We start from the raw sequence: 21,830 nt of genomic DNA on the forward strand, positions 1-21,830 counted from the left end.
CGACTCCGTGTCAGGCGGTCCGGGTAGGGCGGAACCAGACAGGACATGGATCCGTCCACCGGCCGGTGAGGGGCTCGAATGAGCGGTGAATTCCGCGTACGGGAAATGGTGCTGGGGATCGAGGGGCTCGCGCTGCTGCGCCATGCCATGGATGGCGACGAGGAGTTCCTCCAGGAGCGGGTGGCGGAAATACGCCGCTTCGTTCTCGACGAGGAGAAGCTGCCGGACGGCGGGGCCGCGGTCAGCGAGCTCGACGAGGCGGAGGGGTACGCGGCCTGGTCGGCGGTGTACGACTCACTGCCCAGCTCGTACATCGAGGTGGAGGAGCCGGTCGTCCACTCGATCCTCGACGGCCTGGCGACGGGTGTGGCGCTCGACGCCGCCTGCGGCACCGGGCGGCAGACCCGGGCGCTGACCGCACGCGGTCACCACACGATCGGTGTGGACCAGTCGCCGCAGATGCTGGCGAAGGCCCGCGAGCACGCCCCGGACGCCGAGTTCCGCGTGGGGCGGCTGGAGCGGCTGCCGCTCGACGACGACTCCGTCGACCTCGCGGTCTGCTCGCTGGCCATGACGCATCTTCCGGACCTCGCCACGGGTGTTGCCGAGCTGGCGCGGGTGGTCCGGCCGGGCGGGCGGATCGTGGTCTCGGACATGCACCCCTTCGTCATCTCGCTGCAGGGCCAGTGCCTCTTCGTGCGGGGCTCCGAAGAGCTGGCGTTCGTACGCAACCACGTGCATCTGCCGAGCCGTTACCTGGACGCGTTCGGCCGGGCCGGGCTGCGGGTGCGCGGCTGCCACGAGCCGCTGTTCAACGGGCGGCTCGCGCCCGGCGGTTACGAGGAGTTCATCGCGGACGCGGCCCGTGCCGCCTGGGACGGTCTGCCGATCGTCGTCGTCTGGGACGTCGAGGTCCCCTCCTAGATCTCTCCTGGAAGGGGGCTCCATGACCCTGGTAGTGGTACGTCACGCGGAACGGCCCGAACTGTGGGACCGCATTCCCGAGCGGTTCGCCGGTGTGGTGCCCGAGTACAACCTGCACGGTGACATCAACGGCGACTACTGGAACCGGCTGTTCGAGGACTTTCCGGAGTTCCAGTTCGTCCTGTACGACGACGAGCAAGACGTGATCGTCGGCGCGGGCAGGTCGCTGCCCCGCTCCTGGGACGGCACCGCGGCCGATCTGGGCCCCGGCCTGGACGACTCGATCGCTCGGGCCTTCGCGGACCGCGATGCCGGGCGAGCGCCCGGCGCCCTGTGCGCGCTGGGCATCGAGGTGGCCGAGGACCACCAGGGCCGGGGCCTGTCCAAGGTGCTGCTCGACGCGATGTCGGACACCGCGCGCCGCGCCGGGCTCGGGACGGTCCTGGTGCCGGTACGGCCCACGTGGAAGGAACGGTACCCGCTGGTGCCGATCGAGCGGTACGCGGCCTGGACACGGGACGACGGGGCCCCGTTCGACCCATGGATCCGAACCCAGGTGGGCGCGGGCGGCACGGTCGCGGCGGCGTCCGACCGGTCCTCGCGGATCACGGGCACGGTCGCCGAATGGGAGAGCTGGACGGGTCTCGCCTTCCCGGAGGACGGGCAGTACGTCTTCCCGGGTGGTCTCGCGCCGCTCGATGTCGACCGGGCGCGGGACCTGGGGGCGTACTGGGAGCCCGGGGTGTGGATCACGCACCGGGTCGGGGCCGGCCCCGACCCTTCCTGATGGTCCGGCCGGTCCGCTACAGCTCGACGGGCCGGTGGCCGCCGGCGGACAGCCCCTGAAGCCGTGTGCCCGCTCGGACGGCGGTCCACGCGAACGCGGCCATCGTACGGACCTCGTCCGGGCCCGCCTCCGGACGGCGTTCGGGCGGGAGCCCGGCGGGTCCGGCGGTGGCGACTGCGGAGTGCCTCATCCGGTCGAGCGCGTCCGGGGGGACATCGTCCGGCGAGGGGGACAGGCGCCGGGCCGCTCGGGCGGCCTGCCGTCCGAGCAGCAGACAGTGGATCCACAGCTCCTCCGCGAAGGCCCTGCCGAAGCTCCGGGCCACATCCGCCGCCAGGTCCTCCGGCAGGTGCGCGTCCTGTGTCTCCCGGACCAGCTCCTCGGTGAGCCCGGTCGCGGGCAGCGCATCGCGCCACCGGTGGTGGCCGCGCCCGCCGTCGGCGTCGTGTTCCTGGCCGGCCAGACGGATGTATCCCTCTCCGTACCGCATGTACGGGATCCACCCGGGCTCCTCCAGGACGCCGCCCCGGGCGAGCAGGGGAGCGGCGTCGGCGGCGGAGGTGGGGCAGACGGCGAGGCGGATGCCCTGGGCCGCGTGACCGTTGATGCTGCTGGTGCCGATGTGTTCGACGATGTTCGGTACGGCGAGCAGGCTCATCCGGCCCCGGCCGCGGCTGCGGAAGAAGACGGAGAGCAGTTCGTCGTCGTGGCGTTCGGCGCTCTCGCGGGCGTACTCGCGGAAGTCGGCGGCGGTCCCGGACGGCAGGCAGACCCCCAGCGACGGCGTGAACTCATCGGGCACGGCCCGCACCCAGCAGGCTCCGGCGAGGGCGGCGAGCCGGACGGCGGCGCCGTTGCGGGCGTGCCAGTTGGTGTAGAAGACCAGCGCCTCGTCGGGAAACCGGGCAGCGGCCCGCCCGACGATCTCCAGGAGCTCGGCGGGGGCGTCGACGTCGTCCTGGACGACGAGATGATGACTGGCCCGCGGAGTCACGGCGGCCCACGCGACCAGGGCGGTGCGCAGGGCGGAGGGCGGCCCCTCGGGGTCGGGGTCGAGGGCGAGACCGTCGAGCCGCAGCCGGGCGGCGAGGTCCTGGGCCTGGGTGAGGCGCACGGGGTGGGTCATGACGGCCGAACTCACGTGGACCTCGGTCACACGGCACTCCTCGACTGCTCGGCGGGGGTGGTCGCCGGTCATAATCGCAGAGCGCGGCCGCGCGGGGGCCGGCGCGCGGGGACTTTGGCCGGATCAGGGGCGGTGGCGGGCGCCCCAGTGGGAGCGGGCGCAGGGCTCGCCGTCGGTGGAGCAGCGCACAGCCTGGTGGTGCCGGCCGCCGGTGCCGTCCACGGGGACCTCCGGAACCCGGCGCCCCTGAAACAGCAGGACGGCGACGACGAGCCAGCACAGCACGATGGCGGTGTCGGCATACACGACGAAGCCGAGCGGCAGACCGGCTCGGTGCACAGCAACTACCGCGAGCCCCGCGAGGCCACCCCCGACGACGAGCAACAAGGACCGCAGAGTTCGCCGCACTGTGAACGCCCCCCATCCGTCGCGCTGCTTGCGAGCTTCCGAGAAGTGAACGGCAGAGCATCCCGTTGTGTGACGGCCCATTCCGGCCAGTCTGGCCCAACATCGAGGCAGGCACGGCGCCGTGCGCGGCCGCGTAATGACGAGATTCGGTCGGCGCCGGCAAGGTGCGAGACTCGTAGTAAATATGTTCCGGGGATGAACCTCTGAACCCGTAAGGGTGATTGACCCCTCGGGCGATACGGCCACGCGCCGGGGTGCGGCTAACTCTGCTCCTTGTGATTCACAACCTGCTGCGTACCGCCACGGCGGTCGCTCTCACCGCCCTGCCCCTCACCATGGCGAGCCCGGCGCACGCCGGAGAAGGCTCCGTCGCACCACAGGCGAGCTCCACTGCTCCACGGACGGGATCCATTGCCCATCGGACGGGTTCGACTGCCCAACGGACGGGTTCCATCGCTCCACAGGCGAGTCCGTGCGCCGCCGTCGTCGCGCCTGACGGACAGTTCTGTGTGCCCTCGCCCAAGCAGTGCTTCACGACGCCGTGCCCTCAGTACGACCTCGTGGCCATCCCGTTCCACCCCCGGTCTTCGGGCGGAGAAGCCGTGCCCTCCGAGGGCTCCGCACCCACCCTCTGACGCCGCCGGGGGACGGCGCGCTCCGCTCCTCCCCGCCGCGTGCAGGTGATCGTCCACCTCCGGCGCCGAAACGTTGATGCCCTGCTGCGCGGCTGCCGCACGTCCCTGGCCGCAGCCGCGCAGCGGGCGGCGCCGCGGCCGCGACCGGGCGTTGTCAGTGGTCGTAGGTATGTTCGGTCGTGTCCTGCCGTTGTGGCGAGGAAGTCGCCTTGGTGCACATAGGAGTGGTGTGTTGTCAGATTGGGAGAGGTCGAGCACGGCACGGGTGACAACACCCGCACGACCGCGCAAGCTGGCCAAAGTCCCGTTCGTCGAGCTGGCCGACGGACGCCTGCAGGGTGTGGTGTCCAGCGGCTCCGACATCGGGCGGGTCTATGTGTCGTCGGTCGCCGCGGCCACTTACGCGTTCGCCTGCAGCACCAACAACAACCGCCCCTGCGGCGGCGCGCGGGGGTCGTTCTGCAATCACATCAGGGCCCTGATCAACGAGGCGGTGCTGCAGTACGGTGCCGAGCGCGTCGCCCGCTACCTGAAGGCCGAGCCCGCGGACGGGGAGCCGAGCGCGCAGACCCTGGCCAATGACATGAGCGCCGCACGTCCACCGCAGGGGGACACCAAGGCGGCCGCACCCGTCTTCAGCCGGTTCCTGCGCCACCTCGCCTACCTGGAACTCGCCCCGACCACGGCACCGTTGCCGGAGATGCAGTGGTTCCCGCCGACCAGGGCGGTGGCGTGATGCGTGCCGACCTGTTCGCGGAGGACATCACCGGACTCGACGAGGCCCTGGAGGCCGTCGACGGCTTCGACCGGGCTCTCGTCGCCGGCCTGCTGCGTCCTCAGCCCACCCAGAGCGCCGGACTGACCGGCCTCGCGCACGCGGTCGCCGGGACGCCACTGGCCGTAAGGGCCGCCGAGGCGGCCGGGAAGGCGGCGGGCGGAGCCGCGAGCGAGGACCACTTCCTCGCCCTTGCCGCCGCCCGCACCGCGCTCCTCGGCTCCGTCCACGACGCACTGATGACCCGCATCGAGGAGGCGACCGGCCGGACCCGTGCCGAGGCGACGGTCCCCGCTCCCGCCGGGCAGCAGGGGGCGAACCTGCTCACCGCCGCCCGCTCCTGGCTGGCCGATCTGGCGCGCTGCGGATGGCAGGGCATCGACCACGAAGTGGTCGCCGGCGCGGCGCCGGTCGTCTCCGCGATGCTGCCGGATCCCGCGCTGCGCCGCCTGGCGACGCTCCTGGACGGCTTCGCCGCCGAACTCGCGGCGTCCTGCCCTGGCTTGTCCATGGAACGGATCCCGGCACGCCGCTGGGCCGACCTGTGGTCACGCGCACTGCTGCTGACGGTGCCCGGAGCGGCCGATGTGCCCGTGACCGGTACGGCCACCGGCCGTCTCCTGCCCCTCGGTATCGACGTCCATGAACACGCGACCGCCGTACAGGCCCAGGTTCACGCGGTGTTCGAGCCCGCCGACGGCACCACGCCCCGTCTGGTACGCGCCGGGGCCGCGGCGCCGAAACCCGACACGGTCGTCGGAGCAGGGCTCTGGCAGCTGCTCCGCCCGCACATGTCGCTGCTGGCCGCCATCGGCGAAGGCCGCTCGATGGAGCTCACCGACATGCCCGTCACCGCGGAGGGCGACCTGATCTGGAGCGACGAGCACGCACGCCGGGGCGAGCCCGCCGACGCCTTCGCCACCGCCCGCGTCGCCCTGCCCACGGCCACCGACGCGGCGACAGCACCCCTGGACCGGCACCCGGCGCGCATCGCCGTCCCCGTGTTCCTGGACGGCTACGCCGCCACCAAGGACGACGACGCGGTCACGTTCACCCTCGCCGCGGGCCCCCTCGCCGTCGACACCGACCGCATTCCGACCGCCGGACCGCTCACCCCCGAGGCCGTCGCGGCATCCGGCGCGTGCATCGGACTGCTCCGCTGGGACGCCGGGACGTATCGCGTGCAGCCGCTGGCCGTCGAGACGACCGTACGGAAGAAGACCGTCACGATCCACGCCGGGGGATGGGCCGGGGGCACGACCGACAAGACCGGTGTCAAGGCCGAGAAGGCCGCCACCGACGCCGTGGCCGTGCTGCGGGAGCGCGCGGGGAGGCTGCTGCGGAAATGACGGACCACACGACGGAACGAACCACCGGGACCACGGCCCCGCCGACCCTTCAGCCCTCTCGGATCCCGGAGGCGGATGCCCAGGACAACCGCCGGCAGGTCCTGTACTGGCGGCTCCTAGCCCGGCTCTTCGACCCCGAGGAGCAGAGCACGCTGGAATCCGCGAGCCTCGCCGTCGTCGAGGACATCGGCCTGCCCTCCGCACTGCTGGACCCACAGGCTTCCGTCGACTCGATCGTGCAGCGGCATCCGGACCTGGCAGCCGAGTTCGACGGCCTGATGACGCCCGAGCCCAAGCCGGCTCCGGACCTCGACTCCGAGGGACCCGATGCCCGCGACCGGGCCGCCGAAGTACGACGGGCGGCGCTGGTGTCGAAGGTGCTGCTCAATGTCTTCGCCTCCGGCTCGGGCACGGTCACCGCCGGACAACTGGCGCGCTGGCAGTCCGATGCGGGCTGGCTCGAACGTGCCCTCGGCTGCGTCCCCGGCGAGCTGCGAGGCGGCCGTCCCGGGAAAGGCGCGGCAGGGGCGGGTGCCAGCCCGACCGGCACCGGCGGTCGGCACGCGTCCCCCGACCTCGGCCGGCTCATTCCGGAGATCGGACCGGAACTGGCCACCATCGAGGCGGACCTCGTCAAACGGATGCACCTGCGCGAGGTGCTCGCCGATTCCGGGCTCGCCTCGCGGCTCACCCCGAGCATGTCGCTGATCGAGCAGCTGCTGCGGGACAAGAACAACCTCTCGGGCGTGGCCCTGGCCAACGCCAAGGACCTCATCCGCCGCTTCGTCGACGAGGTCGCCGAAGTACTGCGCACCCAGGTGGAAAAGGCCACGGTGGGTCCCCTGGACCGCTCCGTCCCGCCCAAGCGGGTGTTCCGCAACCTCGATCTGGACCGGACGATCTGGAAGAACCTCACCAACTGGAGCCCGGAGGAGGAGCGGCTCTACGTCGACCGCCTCTACTACCGGCACACGGCCCGCAGGACGACACCCCAGCGGCTGATCGTCGTCGTGGACCAGTCGGGCTCGATGGTCGACTCCATGGTGAACTGCACCATCCTTGCGTCCATCTTCGCCGGGCTGCCGAAGGTGGACGTCCACCTCATCGCGTACGACACACAGGCGCTCGACCTCACACCATGGGTGCACGACCCCTTCGAGACCCTGCTGCGCACCAACCTCGGTGGCGGCACCGACGGCACGGTGGCCATGGCACTTGCCCAGCCGAAGATCGCGGAGCCCCGCAACACCGTCGTGGTGTGGATCTCCGACTTCTACGAATGGCAGACCGAGCCACTGTTCCAGAGCATGGTCGCCATTCACCGTTCGGGAGCCAAGTTCATCCCGGTCGGCTCGGTCACCAGCTCCGGCCGCGGCAGTGTCAACCCGTGGTTCCGTGACCGCTTCAAAGACCTCGGCACGCCGGTGCTCTCCGGCCACATCCGCAAGCTCGTCGACGAGCTCAAGACCTTCCTCGCCTAGAAAGGCCCTTTCATGTCCGACCTGTTGCGCGCCCCCGCCGAGATCAAGTACGCCGAGGAACTGGAGTGGCTGGAGTCCATCGACGACAACCCCAAGCCCTTCTCCTGGCGGCTGTCCCCGAAGATGGTCCGCCTGTTCGTCCTGGGCTCCGAGCGGTCCGACGGCCTGGACCGGGAGATCTCGCAGAAGTGGTACGGCGACCGCAGTTTCGTCGAGCGTTCCATCGTCACACTCGCCTCCGACCGCGGCCTGCTGCTCATAGGTGACCCCGGCACGGGCAAGAGCTGGCTGGCCGAGCTGTTGTCCGCCGCGATCTGCCGCAACTCCACGCTGGTGGTGCAGGGCACGGCCGGCACCACCGAGGACCACATCAAGTACTCCTGGAACGTGTCGATGGTCATCGCCAAGGGCCAGTCGCGGGAATCGATGATCCCCTCGCCGATCATGACCGCGATGGAATCCGGCGCGATCGGCCGCTTCGAGGAACTCACGCGTTCCACCAGCGACGTGCAGGACGCGCTGATCTCGATCCTGTCCGAGAAGTACATCTCGGTACCCGAACTCGACAGCGACAGCATCGTCTTCGCCAAGCCCGGCTTCTCGATCATCGCCACCGCGAACAGCCGCGACCGAGGCGTCAACGACCTTTCCTCGGCGCTCAAGCGACGCTTCAACTTCGTCCGCATCCCGGTGGTGACGAACAAGAAGAGCGAGGTGGAGATCGTCCGCTTCCGTACCGAAGAACTGCTGCGCCGCCACCAGATCGAACTGGAAGTGCCGCCGACCCTGCTCGACGTGCTGCTGCAGAGCTTCGCCGACCTCCGTGCCTCGGCGGCCGCGGCCGGCAGCGACGACGAGAAACTGGAGTCCGCCCTGTCCACCGCGGAACAGATCGGTGTGCTGGAGGACGCGGTGCTGCACAGCAACTTCTTCGGCGAGCGCGCTCTCACCGCCCGCACGCTGGCCTCCTCGCTCGTCGGATCGCTGGCCCGGCGCGAGCCCGAGGACCTGGCCATCCTCAACAAGTACCTGCACGGTGTCGTCGAGCCGCGCAGCAAGGAAGAGGGCGGTTCCTGGCCGGAGTTCCTGGAGGGCGGCCGCGACGCGATCGCCACCCTGTCATGACCAGCACCCACGAGGGGACGTTCGAAGGACTGCGGGCTCAGCTGCAGGAGGCCGCGGCCACGTTCGCCGACGGACCCGACGCGCTGGAGGGCATCCTTCTCGGCATCGTCGACGACGTCGACCACGCGGTCCGTGAGCCGCTCGAGATCTTCCCCGTCTGCCATCACTCACCCGCCTCGGCGATCGCGATGGCCCGTCGCCTGCGGGAGAAGCGGCCCAAGGTGGTCTACCTCGAACTGTGCGAGGACATGGCGCCACTGCTGACGGAGCTGCGCAACTGCAAGCTCCCGGTGGCGGTCCAGTCGTTCGCGACCGAGGTCGACGGCTTCCCGGTCGAGTGGTCCCCGCTCTCGGTGGTCGCACCGATCACCGAGGCCTCCGCCGAGTACCAGGCGATCGCCTACGCCCTGGACACACCGGGCGTGGAACTGGTCCTCGTCGACCGCTCCTCGGACCACGTCTTCCAGTGGGACGCACGTGCGACGGAGTCCGCCGAGCCGGCCGCCCCGGACACACCTCCCGCCGAGGAGGAAGCCGCACTGCACGGTGACGCGGTCGGCGTGGAGATCGGAGACCTGCGACCGCGCTTCGCCGAACTGGAGGAGCACCTGCTGCACCACGGCAAGGTGCGGCACTGGTCGGAGTGGTGGCACCAGTACGTCGAGCTGCCGCTCGGCGACAGTGACCACGACACCTACCGCCAGGTCATGCTCCTGATCGGAAGCCTCTTCCGGCGACTGGCACCCGGCGACTCCCACCGGCTCCGGGTGGACGAGGACCGCGAACGCTACATGTGGACCAGGATGCGCGAACACCTGGCCGCGACCGGCACCGACCCCGCGGACTGCCTCTACGTGTGCGGCGCCTTCCACGCGGCCAGCCGCGTCGCCGAGTTCGGCGTCCACGGCACGGACACCTTCGAGATCAGCCCGCCCAGTGCCACCACGTGGCAGCACGGCCTGATTCCGTCCAGCCACGCGGCGATCGAGGCGCAGTTCGGCCTCGCCGCGGGATCGGTGTCGATCGCCGCGACCGTATGGGCGAAGAACGTCCGGCGCACCCGCGTAGAGCCCTTCCGCCTGGCCGGACAGGCGGGCGCGAAGAAGTCGAGTGCCAAGGCCAAGAAGGCCGTGGCCGCGGCGGCGGTGGGGCCCGCGGAGGCGATCCCGCCCTCGGACAAGCTGACCGGATTCCTGCAGCGACCGCCCGCACTGGACCGGCTCGACGAGGCGGAACTGCTCGGCTGGTCGGTCGAGATCGTGCGCGCCGCGCGCCGCAACGGCTACCTCGCCTCCACCGCCGACGCCATCGCGGTGTTCGAGACGTCGATCCTGCTGGCCGGAATGCGCGACCGGGCCAAGCCCACCCCGTACGACTTCCAGGACGCGGCCGTCACCTGCATCGAGAAGGACACCGTGCCCGGCCGGCGCGATGTGCGGCGCCTCGTGGAGATCATGATGGGCGGCGACCGGGTCGGCCGGGTCGGCTACGAGGCGCTGCCGCCCCTGGCCCGCGACGTGCACGACCGGCTCGCGCCCCTGGGCCTGAAGCTCCAGCAGACCGGTGTGCAACGGGCACTGCTGGACATCGCCTCCCAGCCGGAACTGGAGCGCTGCTCCGACGCGTTGTGGATGCTGCGCCACCTGCTGCCGCAGGGCGCCGCCCGCCCGATCATGGGCGAACGGAAACTGGGGGAGCGGCCGATCCAGGAATCGTGGGACCTCGCGCTCGGCACCTACCAGCGTGCGCTCATCGAGCTCGGCTACGAGGGCGTCAGCATCGAGCAGGTACTGGAGCAGCGTCTGCGCCGCACGGCGTACGACCGGCGAGCCACCACCGCGACCGTCCTGGAAGCCGTCGAGGACGCGACGCTTTACCTGCGCAGCCGCCGCCTCGCCGACGAACTGGGCACACACGCCCTGGAGGTGCTCTCGGCCGAACGAAGCGTCGACGGCGCACCGGAGGTACTGCGCCGGGTGCGGCGGCTGCTGGCGTACTACCGCACCAGCGAACCGGTGCTGCCGTCCTGGATCGAATCCTTCGCCAAGACGGGATACGCCCACTACTGCACCCTGCTGCCGACGGCGTTCACCGACGAAGACGCCACTGTCCGCCAGGTGGCCGCCACACTGGGCTTCCTGTTCAGCATGGAGAGCCTGGCGCTGTCGCTGGGCTGCGACCGGACCCAGCTGGAACTGGCCGTGGTCCAGTCGCATCCCGAGGAGCCGTCGAAGACGGCACTGCTGTGGGCGGCCCGGGTGCAGCTCGGGCACCTCTCCCGCGCGGACCTGCGGGCGAAGTGCGACGAACTGCTGGGCAACCCCTTGGTGGTGCCCGCCTATCCGCGCTATCTCAGCGGCTTCGTACAGGCCCTGGAGCCCGTCCCGGGCCTCACGGACTTCGTGGTGGAGGCAGTGTCGAACGCGTTCGCACGGCTGCCGGATCCGGTGCTTCTACCATGGCTGCCGACCCTGATCACCACTCTGCGATCCAGCGGCTCGGAGCTGGCTCCGCTGCTGATCCGTGAAGCCGGGCGGACCTTCCCCGGACGGCTCGCAGCGCTGGACGCATGGGTGCCGCCGTGGCTGGCACAGCCGGAGCCCGAAGCCCTGCGTCCGGGAGTCGGCCCGGAAGGCCCCCACGGCTGCACACTGCTTGCCGCGCACCCCGCGACGTGCGACGCGGTGGCGAGTCTGCTGGGCTGCGAAGGCACGTGGGAGACGGCGGAGACCGACCGCCCGGCAGGTGCGGCGCTGACCGGTCGCCATCCCGAGACGGCCGCCGCGCTGGAAGTGCTGCTGGCCGGAGCGTGACGCATACGGCTGTGCTGCCCGGCCTTGCCGGGCAGCACAGCCGTGCGGTCGAGCCTATGGCCGCACGACAAACCGGTGGACCTGGGAATCGCGGGCCTTGAACCCCAGACGCTCGTACAGCCGATTCGCTGCCTGGCGGGACGGACGCGAGGTGAGATCGACCGTCCGGGCCCCGGCCACCTCGGCCAGGCGCAGTGCTTCCTCCGTCAGCGCCGCGCCCACTCCGTGACCCCGCGCCGCCCCGTCGACCACGACATCCTCGATGCGGCCCCGCAGGCCCGTCGGCAACGGAAACAGGATCAGAGTCAGCATGCCGACGACTCGGCCCTCGACCCTGGCCATCAGCAGGGTATTGGCGTCACTGCGCAACAAAGCGGCCACCGACTCCCGGTCGGGCACACCGGCAGTACTCGAAAGCTGCGGCAGCAGGCGAGCGATCGCCTCCACCATTTCATCGGTCGCCCCACGGACGACCTCCACCTCGACGCTCATTGTCGTGACCCTACCGACAAGTCCCGCGAACAGGGTGGGAGGGCGTCCGCGTCGTGTGGTCACGGACGCCAGTACAGCGACGGGTCGGGGTGGTTGGTGAAGCCGAGCTCACGATAGAGGGGCTCGCCCTTGGGGGAGGCGTACAGATCGACCCGGGCGACATCCCTCTCCCGGAACCAGTCGAGCAGTCCCCGCATGACCGAGCGGCTGTGACCGAGCCGCCGGTACTCCGGGTCGGTGACCACGCCGATCACCTGCCCGATCCGGCCGTTGCGCAGGTGCGGGCCGGGCAGTCGTTGCTCGATCGTGCCGATGCCACAGGCGGCGAGGCCACTCCCGCCGTCCACGACAAGGATGCGTACGGCGTCGGTACCGGAGGCGGCGTCCGCGGCCGCGGACAACTGCTCCTTGAGCACGACGGCCAGGGCTTGCAGCCAGTCGTCGCCTCCCGACGCGGGGTCGAAGAAATCGCCGCCGAGGTCGTCGAACAGCATCGCCCGCAGGCGTACGAGTTCCGCGATGTCGCCCTCCACCGCCTGCCGTACGGCGGTGTGGTTCTCAGTGCGTTGTCTCATGCCGACCACACTGATGTAATGGTCTTATGCACCTCAACCCTTACGGCGAGGATGTCGTGAAGCTGGCCGCGGATCTGGCCAACCGGCGCCCCGCGAGCGCCGAGGAGCTCGCGGACCGCTGCCGCGCCGCCGGCCTGGTGGTGGAGCTTCCGGTCACGCCGAAGGATCTCGACCGCACCCATGAAGTGCTGGACGCCTGGGAGAAGGTCGTCGATGCCGAAGAGGAGCACGAGCGCGCCGAGTTGCTCAACCGGATGCTGGCGGCGGCCGCCGCCTACCCGAGGCTGACCGACCACGCCGAGGACGGCTGGCACCTGCACTACCGGGACGACCGGCAGATGCTCGGCCCGTTGCTGTTCTCACTGCTCTCCGTCGGCACCGCGCTGCACCTGGCGGGGCGGGGCATGCGGCGGCTGCGGCGGTGCGCCGTCACCGAGTGCGCCGTGGTCTTCGCCGACACCTCCCGCACCGGGCGGCAGCGCTACTGCTCGCGGCGGTGTGCCAACCGCGACGCGGTACGCCGGCACCGCGCGCGGACCGCACCCTGACCCGAAGGACGGCCCCTGGTCGCCACCGACCCCGACGCAGGCTGGTCAACCCGCGCCGAAAAGCAGTGGTCCAAGCCGATCGGCGCCTGGACACTGACTGCTCATGCCTATCAAACCTCCCTCCGGCCCGATGTGTACCCGTGATTCGCTCGCCTCCGACTTCCGCGCAATGGGCCTGCGCGCCGGTGAGGTCCTCCTCGTGCATTCCTCGCTCAGCTCGCTCGGCTGGGTCTGCGGCGGTCCCGGCACCGTCGTCATGGCGCTGCTCGACGCTCTCGGCGACAGCGGGACCCTGGTGGTGCCAACCCACTCCGGCGACAATTCGGATCCGGCGTACTGGCAGAACCCGCCCGTGCCCGAGGCTTGGTGGGCGGACATCCGCGCCTCGATGCCGGCCTTCGACGCCCGGACCACTCCCACCCTCGGCGTCGGCATCATCCCGGAGACCGTGCGCAGCTGGCCGGGCGCCCTCCGCAGTTGTCATCCGCAGACCTCCTTCGCGGCCGTGGGCCCACGCGCACCAGCGATCGTGGATGCCCACGCGCTCGACTGCCGGCTCGGCGAGCACAGCCCCCTCGCCCGGCTGGAAGAAGCCGGGGCGCGGGTTCTTCTCCTGGGTGCGGGCTTCGATTCCTGCACGGCGTTCCACCTCGCCGAGTACCGCGTCCCTTCGCCGCGGGTGGACAACTCCTTCGCCGTCATGACTCCGCAGGGTCGTGCATGGGCAACGGTGCGTGACACCTCGTTCACTTCGGACCGCTTCGATGAACTGGGTGCGGCCTTCGAGAAGGAACGCCCGGTGGTAAGGGGCACGGTGGGCGGTGCGGAGGCCCGGTTGTTCGGCCTGGCCGAGGCCGTCGCGTACGCCGAGGGCTGGCTGCCCGAGCACCGTCCGCGCCCGTCCGCGGAGTGATCGGATCCACGCCGACCGCCGGTCGGCGCCGGGCTCCCGCACCGGCAGGCGGTGCGGGATCGGGCGCGGGAGCGGGAGCGCTGAGGTGCGGTGGAGCGGTCTGAGGTACACCGTTAGATCACGAACTCGGCCTGCCGACCGCCAGCACGTCCGTCACCGACCGGCCAACACCGTACGACGTTCGGTGACGAAGGCAGCGCCGAGCCATTGGTATGGGAGGCGATCGATCGCGGAACCCACGGCGAGGCCAGGCCGATGTGGACGAGTTGTTCACACGGATCGAGGCGCGGCCCGTGGGACAGCAGCAGCGACGAGAGACCCGAAGGAGCATCGAATGCCGGCCCTCGGAAGGATCAGGCACGTAAACGGCGCTCCCTGCTGGGTCAGCCTGATGATTCACGATCTGCACGCGACCCAGGCCTTCTACGCCGACGTCATGGGCTGGGAATTCGTGGCCAGCAGCCTCGGCAGCAACTTCTCCGTGGCCATGGCGCACAGCCGCCCCGTGGCCGGGATCGGATGCTGCGGCCCCGCCGCCAGTCCGCCCGCCGTCTGGACCCCGTACTTCGCCGTGGACGACGTGGGCGAGGCCGCGGACCGGGTCAGGGAGCGCGGCGCCACACTCGCCGTCGGGCCGGTGAAACTGGCCGATGGCCGCGCGGCGATCGCCGCCGACCGGGACGGGGCCGTCTTCGGCCTGTGGGAGGGCACCGCCCTTGCCTGGTCGGTGGGGCAGGGCAGCGCTCCCGCGCGGCTGGACCTGCAGACTCGCCATGCCTTCGAGGCGGCGATCTTTTACGCGGGGATCTTCGACTGGGCCGAACCGCCCGGTGGCTGCACGGTCGAGTACGCGCAGGACCACGTTCTCGTCAAGCTCGAAGGGCGAACCGTTGCCACCCTTCGTGGCGGAGGCATCGAAGCCGCTGCGGATCCCCGGATCCGGCCCCGTTGGATCGTCGACTTCCGCGTCGAGGACAGCGCACGCGCCGCAGCCGCCGCCGTCGATGCCGGCGGTGAGTCGTCATTGGTTCCCGCACTCGACGACCCGTCGAAGGACGCCTTCGTCATCCGAGACCCGGACGGCGCGCTCTTCACCGTATCCGGCCCATGACAGCAGCTCCGGCACCCACCATGCACAGCTTCGGTCCGTCCACCGAGGCATCCATCCGTTGAACTGCGGGCCGGTGGGCCCGAATTCCCTTGCCGGGTCACCGGCCCCCGCCTATGGTTCACTCCATGGGAACTCTGTGACAGATGAGGATGCGCGGCGTTGAGCTGGACTCCGTCGCCGCATCCAGCAGCGTGCTGCTGACACACCACCGCACCGGTTTCGACCGCACCGTCTCCGAGCGCTGCGGCGGCCTGTGTGCCGGTCTCTTTCGGTTGTGCCGCATTCTCCGGCCGTACCGCTCAGCGCGCTCACGCATTCACCCGTCCTCATCTGGAAACAGGAGATACACGCGTGTCGATTGCGCAATTCGCCCTCCATGACATCACCAAGCGCTACCACGACTGCATCGTGCTCGACCGGGTCGGCTTCAGCATCAAGCCGGGCGAGAAGGTCGGTGTGATCGGCGACAACGGATCCGGCAAGTCCACACTGCTCAAGGTCCTCGCCGGCCGTGAGCAGCCCGACAACGGCATGCTCACCGTGGTCGCTCCCGGCGGCATCGGCTACCTGGCGCAGACTCTGGAGCTGCCGCTCGACGCCACCGTCCAGGACGCCGTCGACCTGGCCCTGTCCGACCTGCGCGAGCTCGAAGCGGCGATGCGCCGGACGGAGGCGGAACTGGCCGAGCACGACGCGGACGCCCCCGAATCGGAGCTGTCCGCCATCCTCCAGCGCTACGCCGTCCTCATCGAGCGGTACCAGGCGCGTGGCGGCTACGAGGCCGACGTACGGGTGGAGGTCGCGCTGCACGGCCTCGGACTGCCGGGCCTGGACCGCGACCGCAGGCTCAGGACCCTCTCCGGCGGCGAGCGCTCCCGGCTGGCACTCGCGGCGACCCTGGCCTCGGCACCGGAACTGCTGCTGCTCGACGAGCCGACCAACGACCTCGACGACGGGGCGATGGAATGGCTGGAGGACCACTTGCGGGGCCACCGCGGCACGGTGATCGCGGTCACCCACGACCGGGTGTTCCTCGACCGGCTCACCACCACGATCCTGGAGGTCGGCTCCGGCCGCGTGACCCGCTACGGCGACGGCTACGAGGGGTATCTGGCGGCCAAGGCCGTGGAACGTGCGCGGCGGCTGCGGGAGTACGAGGAGTGGCGCGCCGAACTCGACCGGAACCAGGGGCTGATCGCCTCCAACGTGGCGCGGATGGACAACATCCCGCGCAAGATGGCCCTCTCCTCGTTCGGCCACGGTGCGTACCGCAGGCGCGGACGGGACCATGGCGCGATGGCGCGGATCCGCAACGCCAAGCAACGCGTGGCCCAGCTGACCGAGAGCCCGGTCCACGCCCCCGCGGACCCGCTTTCCTTCGCGGCCCGCATCGAATCCGTGGGCCCGGAGGCGGCGGAGGAGGCGGTGGCCGAACTCACCGAGGTGAGAGTCGCGGACCGGCTGTCCGTCGGCTTCCTGCGGATCCGGCCGGGCGAGCGGCTGATGATCACCGGTCCCAACGGTGCGGGCAAGTCCACCTTGCTGCGGGTGCTTTCCGAGGAGTTGGCACCGGACAGCGGCTCGGTGCGCGTCGGTTGCCGGGTCGGGCACCTGCGGCAGGACGAGACACCCTGGCCGCCGGAACTGACCGTGCTGCGGGCCTTCGCCCACGGCCGGGGCGGCTACTTGGCGGACCACGCCGAAAAGCTGCTCTCCCTGGGCCTGTTCGGCCCGTCCGACCTACGGCGACGGGTGAAGGACCTGTCGTACGGACAGCGGCGCCGGATCGAGATCGCGCGGCTGGTCAGTGAGCCGATGGACCTGCTGTTGCTGGACGAGCCCACCAACCACCTCACCCCGGTGCTGGTCGAGGAGCTGGAGCAGGCGCTGGTGGACTTCCGGGGTGCCGTGGTCGTCGTCACCCACGACCGCCGGATGCGTTCCCGGTTCACCGGCGCCCGGCTCACCATGGACCGCGGGCACATCGCGGATTCCGGGGCGGCCTGAGCCACCTTCACCAGGGGGCCCCGGACCCCGCGTCAGGCTTTGGCACCGGCCGTGGCCGCTCCGCGGAATGTCCTTCGGTAGGTGAGCGGGGGGACGCCGATGGCCGCGTGCAGATGCTGGCGCAGCGAGGTGTCGCTGCTGAAGCCGGTCCGAGTGGCGACTTCGTCCACGGGCAGGGCGGTGGATTCCTGGAGGTGCCGGGCCCGGGCGACGCGCTGCTGGGTGAGCTAGCGCCCGGGGCTGACCCCCACCTCGTTCTGGAAGCGCCGAGCGAAGGTGCGGCGGCTCATCCGGGCGTGGGTGGCGAGGTCGGTGAAGCCAGCGGTTCGTGCAGCCGCTCCAGCGCCCACTGGCGGGTGGCGGAAGTGCTCTGCCCGGTCGGCTCCGGTACCGGCTGGTCGATGAACTGCGCCTGTCCGCCCTCCCGCCACGGCGGGACCACACAGTGCCTGGCCACCTGGTTGGCGATCGCGCTGCCGTGGTCCGTACGCACCAGATGCAGGCACATGTCGACCCCGGCGGCGGCCCCCGCCGCGGTCAGCACATCGCCGTCGTCCACGAACAGGACCTTCGGATCCAGCTGGACGTGCGGGAACCACTTGCGGAGGCATCCGCTCAGGTCCCAGTGGGTGGTGGCCCGGCGGCCGTCGAGCAGCCCGCGGCGGCCGGCACGAACGCACCGGTGCAGATGGACACCATGCGCGTGCCGGAAGATCGTCCTGGTGGTGGAGGGCCGGGAGGACCGGAACACCGACTGAGCGCGTCGGGCCGGGAGGGCCGGGTGATGCCGGGAGCGGGGGTACGCGGCGGGTGACGGCCCCGTACCCCCGCCCGCACGCCGGCACGTCCCTCACGCACCGAGGATTCGCAGCCGCTGCGTATCCATTCGAACTTTGGCAACTCTCCGAAGTCGCGCATCTACACTGTGCCCATGTCGCGCGAAGGTGCGGGACTTGAGCATCACGGGGACGCCATGGGATTCGGCTTCGGGCAGCGGCGCGGCGGGCAACCCCCCGCCGAGCGGACCAGTTTCGTCGGACGTGCCGAGGAGATCTCGCTGATCCAGGAAGCCTTCCGCGAGGTACGGCTCGTCACCCTGGTGGGCCCCGGCGGTGTCGGCAAGAGCCGCACCGCCCTGCGTGCGGCGGAGGGCCTGCGGGAACGGTTCCCGGACGGGGTGTGGCTGGCCGAGCTGTCGGCCCTGTCCGACCCCGAACTGGTACCCGCGACGCTGGCCACCGTGCTGGGCGTCCCGGACCAGGCCGGTATGGAACCCCTGGACGCGGTCGTCGCCCATCTCAAGGGGCAGCAGCTGCTCATCGTGCTCGACACCTGCGAGCACATGGTCGACGCCTGCGCCGTTCTCTGCGACGTCCTGCTGCGCGAGGCCGCCGAGGTGTGTGTACTGGCCACCAGCCGGCAGCCCCTCGACGTGGCCGACGAGCGGACGATGCCGATCGCCCCGCTCGGCGTGGACGACGCCGTGGAGCTGTTCACGCAGCGAGCCGCCCGCGTCCTGCCGGGCTGGACCATCACCGAAGCCAACCGGACACAGACGCTGGCGCTCGTCGAACGGCTCGACAGAATCCCGCTCGCCCTCGAACTGGCCGCCGTGCGGCTGCGGGTCGCCCCCCTGGCCGAGCTGGTGGCCCGGCTGGACCGCCGGTTCGAGGTGTTCACCGGCGGGCAGCGCGCGGCCTGCGCCCGGCACCAGACGCTCCGTACCACCATCGGCTGGTCCCACGAGCTCTGCACACCGGCGGAGCGGCTGCTGTGGGCGCGCCTGTCCGTCTTCGCCGGGCCATTCGAACTGTCGGCCGCGGAACGGGTGGGCGGGGACGACGGGCTCCCGTCCGACGCCGTCCTGGAGGCGCTGTTCGGCCTGGTGGACAAGTCGGTCGTGCAGCGCGTCGGCGAGGACGGGGCGCGCTACCGGTTCCTGGACACGATCCGGGAGTACGGTGCCGAGCGCCTCGACGAGGAGAGCGACGCGGCCGCCGTGCGCGGGCGGCACTTCGAGTACCACCGGGACACGGCCGGGCGCCTGTGGGCCGAACTCATCACCCCGGCGCAGGCCGAGCTCCATCGAGCGGTGCGCAGCCAGATCGCCGACATCCGGGCCGCGATGAAGTACGCCTTCACGGTCCCGGACCGTGCGGTGGAAGGGCTGAGCCTCGCCGTGCAGCTCGCCCCGCACTGGAGGGCGACCGGCACCCTGTCCGAGGGGCTGTACTGGATCGACAAGGGGCTCCGCCTGGTGCCCGAGGACTGCTCGGAGCGGGCCTGGGGCCTGTTCATGACCGGAGTGTTCGCCACCTGGACCGCCGACCTGGCAGTGGCGCCGGCCTTTTTCCAGCAGGCGCGGGAGGCCGCGCTGAACTGCGACGAACAGCGCGTGGCACTGTTCACGGAGCCGTACATCGGATCGATGCGAGCGCTCTGCGGCGAGATCGACGAGGGACTGGCCGATCTGGAACAGGGGCGTCGGCGGATCGTCGCCGTGGGCGACTCGCTGGGCATCAGCATGGTCCACTACGAAGGCGCGCTGCTGCGCGCGGTGCTCGGGGACCCCGACGGGGCCCTGGAGCTGTGCGAGGTGGGGCTGGCCCATCTGGACGGCACGGGTGATCGCCAGTTCTACGGTTCCACGCTCTTGGCGCAGGGCTTCATTCTCTGGCTCGCCGGCCGCCACGAGGAGGCTGCCGACGCGCTGCGGCAGGCCCTGGACTCCATCAGCGAGATCGGTGACGTACTGGTCGCCGCGCTCTGCTGCCTGGGCCTGGCCTGGCACGCCGCGGAACGGGGACGTTACGTCAGGGCGGCGTGGCTGCTGGGGTACGCGGAAGGCGCGCGGCGGCTCAGCGGCGACCCCGTTGCCATGCTGGCGTCCTTGCTGGACCAGCAGGAGGCAACCCGCAACGCCCTGCGGGAAGCGCTGGGAGACACGGAGTACGAACGCTGGCACGGCGTGGGGGCGCGGCTGTCGGGCACCGAGATCCTGCACGCGGTACGGGCGGACACCGACAGCCCGCTCTCCGCGGGGCGCCTGCCCCGCAGCCGGCAGGGGTCCACGCCGGCCGATGTACTCACCCCGCGCGAACGGGAAGTCGCCACGCTGGTCGCGAGCGGGCTGTCCAACCGGGAGGTCGCCGAGCAGCTCGTGATCTCCAAGCGCACCGCGGACACACATGTCGAGCGCATTCTCACCAAGCTCGCGATCGATTCGCGCACGGAGATCGCGTCGGTGCTGAGCCCCTGAGGGCTGTCCCGTGGCAGCGTCCCGCCCCGGCCGCCCCACAGTCGTACGTATACCCGTTCCGCCACCGGTACGTATGCCGACGCCAACGGGGTGAGACGGGTCCGACGGCACAGATACGTGTACTGACCTGCGGTTCAACGCGCGTCGCGGCACCGTGGGGTGCGGCAGGCTGGGCGTGCCGCCGGGGAGGCGGAGTTACTGCGCAGCGTTGGTGGACGGGGCTGTCGCGGACCCGAGTGCTCCCACCTCCCTGGCGGCACACCGGAAACATGTGCCCGCGCTGTCGGCGGTGCAAGCGCATGATTCCGACCGCTGAAACCCACCCCCTGCCCCGCCTACCGGCGGCGCGCCTCGACCATGAAACAGCCGAACTCCACCGCGCGGACGTGTACGAGGGCCACTGCCGGATCGGCGAAGACCTCGTGCAGTGCGTCGTCCACCTCGGCGGCCCGTTCTTTGGGGATCTCGATCAGTCGCCCGCCGAGGATGTGCCCCCGGCCGTCGTAGGCCCGCAGCACCCGGCGAGCACCGTGCAGCTCGGCCGGATAGCCGGGGCCGGAAGCCGGTCCGTCGCACTCCTCGGCATGAACGAAGACCGGACCGCACTCGTCGTACGGGCCCGGCTCGGCGTCCGTCTCCGCCGCCCAGCGACGCAACGGCGCGTAGGAGACGAGGACGATGCGCTCGCCCGCCTCGCTGTGCCGCAGACAGCAGCGCAGCGGGGCACCACCCTCCGGATCGGTGAGGGGTGTCCGGGTCCGACCGGCGTCGTCCCGTTCCCGCAGTCGCTTCAGCACGGCGGGGTCGATGGCCCGCACCTGGTAAGTCGTGGTCATGGCTCCAGCATCCGCGGACGCCCGTCCCGGAGCTGGCGGGAATCGGACGTTGCCCTGCCCGTTCCGGCTTCGTCGGGGAGCGGCCGCCCGGGGGCGTGCGGTCGTCGCGCGGTGCCACCGGGGTGTCCGCGTGCCGCAGGCGCTCACCCGCCGCGGACCGGGCTCCACTCGTAGACCATCGGGGCGGCCTCGACGACCTCGCTGGGCCAGACCTGACGAACGCGCTCCAGGCGGGCCCTATGGTCCTGGACCCAGTCGTCGTGCGGCTGGATCGCGAACAGCGTGGAGAGCCGGTCGGGGTCGTGGATCGTCACGCTCAGGGACCGGTCCTCGTTGACGCGAAGACCGAGCTGCAGCCCTCGGTCGCCACCGATCTCCGCCGTGCCCCTGGGCGCCAGGCCCTCCAACTGCTGCGCCCAGGTGGACAGATCCCGCTGGGAGAGGAAGAGATCGAGCCGTGCGTCGAGGAAGTCGGTGGACACCAGTACGTCGGCGCGCAGGGTGTCGTGTCCGGGCAGAACGCCGGGCTGGTGGCGCCCGGTGACGCGAACGACGCACTGGCCCCCGGCTGCGTCCGCCAGATGGATCAGGTCGACGGGCTCCGGCTTTCCCACTGTGTGCCTCCGCATGGCCTGGCTGGTGCATGTCGCGTGCATTCTCTCCCAT

The 21,830-nt window shown here is 70.9% G+C and carries 18 protein-coding genes and 1 pseudogene; 12 read left to right on the plus strand and 7 right to left on the minus strand.

The features are described 5' to 3' along the window. Positions 1–78 precede the first annotated feature (78 nt). Complete coding sequence (locus OG842_RS37045) at positions 79–924, plus strand: class I SAM-dependent methyltransferase (RefSeq protein WP_266734557.1); 846 nt, start codon at positions 79–81, stop codon at positions 922–924. Positions 925–946: 22 nt separating this feature from the next. Continuing rightward, complete coding sequence (locus tag OG842_RS37050) at positions 947–1,711, plus strand: GNAT family N-acetyltransferase (RefSeq protein WP_266734556.1); 765 nt, start codon at positions 947–949, stop codon at positions 1,709–1,711. Between the two features lie 16 nt (positions 1,712–1,727). Here the strand turns inward: OG842_RS37050 and OG842_RS37055 are convergent, their stop codons facing one another. Together OG842_RS37055 and OG842_RS37060 are read right to left on the minus strand one after the other, a co-directional pair. Continuing rightward, positions 1,728–2,867: a hypothetical protein gene (locus tag OG842_RS37055; protein WP_266734554.1), complete on the minus strand. Its 1,140-nt coding sequence runs from the start codon at positions 2,865–2,867 to the stop codon at positions 1,728–1,730. Positions 2,868–2,960: 93 nt separating this feature from the next. Further along, positions 2,961–3,224: a hypothetical protein gene (locus OG842_RS37060; RefSeq protein ID WP_266734552.1), complete on the minus strand. Its 264-nt coding sequence runs from the start codon at positions 3,222–3,224 to the stop codon at positions 2,961–2,963. 888 nt (positions 3,225–4,112) lie between these two features. Between OG842_RS37060 and OG842_RS37065 the strand changes: the two genes are divergently transcribed. Genes OG842_RS37065 through OG842_RS37085 form a run of 5 tightly spaced genes read left to right on the plus strand, consistent with a single transcriptional unit; the run spans position 4,113 to position 11,423 of the window. Next, the gene (locus tag OG842_RS37065; RefSeq protein WP_266734551.1) at positions 4,113–4,616 is read left to right on the plus strand and encodes a hypothetical protein; all 504 of its coding nucleotides are present in this window, start codon (positions 4,113–4,115) and stop codon (positions 4,614–4,616) included. Then, complete coding sequence (locus OG842_RS37070; RefSeq protein WP_443064079.1) at positions 4,616–6,004, plus strand: hypothetical protein; 1,389 nt, start codon at positions 4,616–4,618, stop codon at positions 6,002–6,004. The genes OG842_RS37065 and OG842_RS37070 overlap by 1 nt, the downstream gene beginning before the upstream one ends. Continuing rightward, complete coding sequence (locus tag OG842_RS37075) at positions 6,001–7,485, plus strand: vWA domain-containing protein (protein WP_266734548.1); 1,485 nt, start codon at positions 6,001–6,003, stop codon at positions 7,483–7,485. Before OG842_RS37070 ends, OG842_RS37075 begins: the two co-directional genes overlap by 4 nt. Positions 7,486–7,497: 12 nt before the next feature. Continuing rightward, the gene (locus tag OG842_RS37080; protein WP_266734547.1) at positions 7,498–8,610 is read left to right on the plus strand and encodes an ATP-binding protein; all 1,113 of its coding nucleotides are present in this window, start codon (positions 7,498–7,500) and stop codon (positions 8,608–8,610) included. Beyond that, entirely contained in the window at positions 8,607–11,423 is a 2,817-nt protein-coding gene (locus tag OG842_RS37085; protein ID WP_266734546.1) for a DUF5682 family protein, read from the plus strand. Before OG842_RS37080 ends, OG842_RS37085 begins: the two co-directional genes overlap by 4 nt. Positions 11,424–11,477: 54 nt before the next feature. On the opposite strand, the gene OG842_RS37090 is transcribed toward OG842_RS37085, so the two are convergent. Beyond that, the gene (locus tag OG842_RS37090) at positions 11,478–11,915 is read right to left on the minus strand and encodes a GNAT family N-acetyltransferase (RefSeq protein ID WP_266734545.1); all 438 of its coding nucleotides are present in this window, start codon (positions 11,913–11,915) and stop codon (positions 11,478–11,480) included. Between the two features lie 59 nt (positions 11,916–11,974). Next, positions 11,975–12,490 carry a GNAT family N-acetyltransferase gene (locus OG842_RS37095; protein ID WP_266734544.1) on the minus strand — a complete coding sequence of 172 codons (516 nt, stop codon included), beginning with the start codon at positions 12,488–12,490 and terminating at the stop codon, positions 11,975–11,977. A gap of 26 nt (positions 12,491–12,516) precedes the next feature. Between OG842_RS37095 and OG842_RS37100 the strand changes: the two genes are divergently transcribed. The 4 genes from OG842_RS37100 to OG842_RS37115 all read left to right on the plus strand — a co-directional run bounded on the left by OG842_RS37100 (position 12,517) and on the right by OG842_RS37115 (position 17,069). Continuing rightward, on the plus strand, positions 12,517–13,038 hold the full coding sequence (locus tag OG842_RS37100) for a CGNR zinc finger domain-containing protein (protein ID WP_266734543.1): 522 nt from the start codon (positions 12,517–12,519) through the stop codon (positions 13,036–13,038). A 103-nt stretch (positions 13,039–13,141) separates the two neighbouring features. Continuing rightward, positions 13,142–13,951: an aminoglycoside N(3)-acetyltransferase gene (locus tag OG842_RS37105; protein WP_266734541.1), complete on the plus strand. Its 810-nt coding sequence runs from the start codon at positions 13,142–13,144 to the stop codon at positions 13,949–13,951. 391 nt (positions 13,952–14,342) lie between these two features. Next, the gene (locus OG842_RS37110) at positions 14,343–15,062 is read left to right on the plus strand and encodes a VOC family protein (RefSeq protein WP_266734540.1); all 720 of its coding nucleotides are present in this window, start codon (positions 14,343–14,345) and stop codon (positions 15,060–15,062) included. 351 nt (positions 15,063–15,413) lie between these two features. Next, on the plus strand, positions 15,414–17,069 hold the full coding sequence (locus OG842_RS37115) for a TlrC/CarA/OleB/SrmB family ABC-F type ribosomal protection protein (RefSeq protein ID WP_266734539.1): 1,656 nt from the start codon (positions 15,414–15,416) through the stop codon (positions 17,067–17,069). 32 nt (positions 17,070–17,101) lie between these two features. Here OG842_RS37115 and OG842_RS37120 read toward each other — a convergent pair. Beyond that, positions 17,102–17,777 (minus strand): annotated as a pseudogene (locus OG842_RS37120) (GlxA family transcriptional regulator); the annotation flags it as partial. Between the two features lie 265 nt (positions 17,778–18,042). Here OG842_RS37120 and OG842_RS37125 point away from each other — a divergent pair. Further along, a complete protein-coding gene (locus OG842_RS37125) occupies positions 18,043–20,328 on the plus strand; it encodes an ATP-binding protein (RefSeq protein WP_266737249.1) in 2,286 nt (761 codons plus the stop codon). Positions 20,329–20,663: 335 nt separating this feature from the next. On the opposite strand, the gene OG842_RS37130 is transcribed toward OG842_RS37125, so the two are convergent. Next, the gene (locus tag OG842_RS37130) at positions 20,664–21,164 is read right to left on the minus strand and encodes a DUF1203 domain-containing protein (protein ID WP_266734538.1); all 501 of its coding nucleotides are present in this window, start codon (positions 21,162–21,164) and stop codon (positions 20,664–20,666) included. A gap of 143 nt (positions 21,165–21,307) precedes the next feature. Further along, a complete protein-coding gene (locus tag OG842_RS37135; protein ID WP_266734537.1) occupies positions 21,308–21,778 on the minus strand; it encodes a DUF5959 family protein in 471 nt (156 codons plus the stop codon). Positions 21,779–21,830: the final 52 nt, after the last annotated feature.

The sequence above is a fragment of the Streptomyces sp. NBC_00376 genome, from assembly GCF_036077095.1.
Classification (GTDB): Bacteria; Actinomycetota; Actinomycetes; order Streptomycetales; family Streptomycetaceae; genus Streptomyces.

Excerpts from the sequence above, each read along its gene's own strand:
- OG842_RS37045 (WP_266734557.1), top strand. The coding sequence starts at position 79 with ATGAGCGGTGAATTCCGCGTACGGGAAATGGTGCTGGGGATCGAGGGG.
- OG842_RS37050 (WP_266734556.1), top strand. The coding sequence starts at position 947 with ATGACCCTGGTAGTGGTACGTCACGCGGAACGGCCCGAACTGTGGGAC.
- OG842_RS37070 (WP_443064079.1), top strand. The coding sequence starts at position 4,616 with ATGCGTGCCGACCTGTTCGCGGAGGACATCACCGGACTCGACGAGGCC.
- OG842_RS37075 (WP_266734548.1), top strand. The coding sequence starts at position 6,001 with ATGACGGACCACACGACGGAACGAACCACCGGGACCACGGCCCCGCCG.
- OG842_RS37080 (WP_266734547.1), top strand. The coding sequence starts at position 7,498 with ATGTCCGACCTGTTGCGCGCCCCCGCCGAGATCAAGTACGCCGAGGAA.
- OG842_RS37085 (WP_266734546.1), top strand. The coding sequence starts at position 8,607 with ATGACCAGCACCCACGAGGGGACGTTCGAAGGACTGCGGGCTCAGCTG.
- OG842_RS37090 (WP_266734545.1), bottom strand. The coding sequence starts at position 11,915 with ATGAGCGTCGAGGTGGAGGTCGTCCGTGGGGCGACCGATGAAATGGTG.
- OG842_RS37095 (WP_266734544.1), bottom strand. The coding sequence starts at position 12,490 with ATGAGACAACGCACTGAGAACCACACCGCCGTACGGCAGGCGGTGGAG.
- OG842_RS37100 (WP_266734543.1), top strand. The coding sequence starts at position 12,517 with ATGCACCTCAACCCTTACGGCGAGGATGTCGTGAAGCTGGCCGCGGAT.
- OG842_RS37105 (WP_266734541.1), top strand. The coding sequence starts at position 13,142 with ATGCCTATCAAACCTCCCTCCGGCCCGATGTGTACCCGTGATTCGCTC.
- OG842_RS37110 (WP_266734540.1), top strand. The coding sequence starts at position 14,343 with ATGATTCACGATCTGCACGCGACCCAGGCCTTCTACGCCGACGTCATG.
- OG842_RS37125 (WP_266737249.1), top strand. The coding sequence starts at position 18,043 with ATGGGATTCGGCTTCGGGCAGCGGCGCGGCGGGCAACCCCCCGCCGAG.
- OG842_RS37130 (WP_266734538.1), bottom strand. The coding sequence starts at position 21,164 with ATGACCACGACTTACCAGGTGCGGGCCATCGACCCCGCCGTGCTGAAG.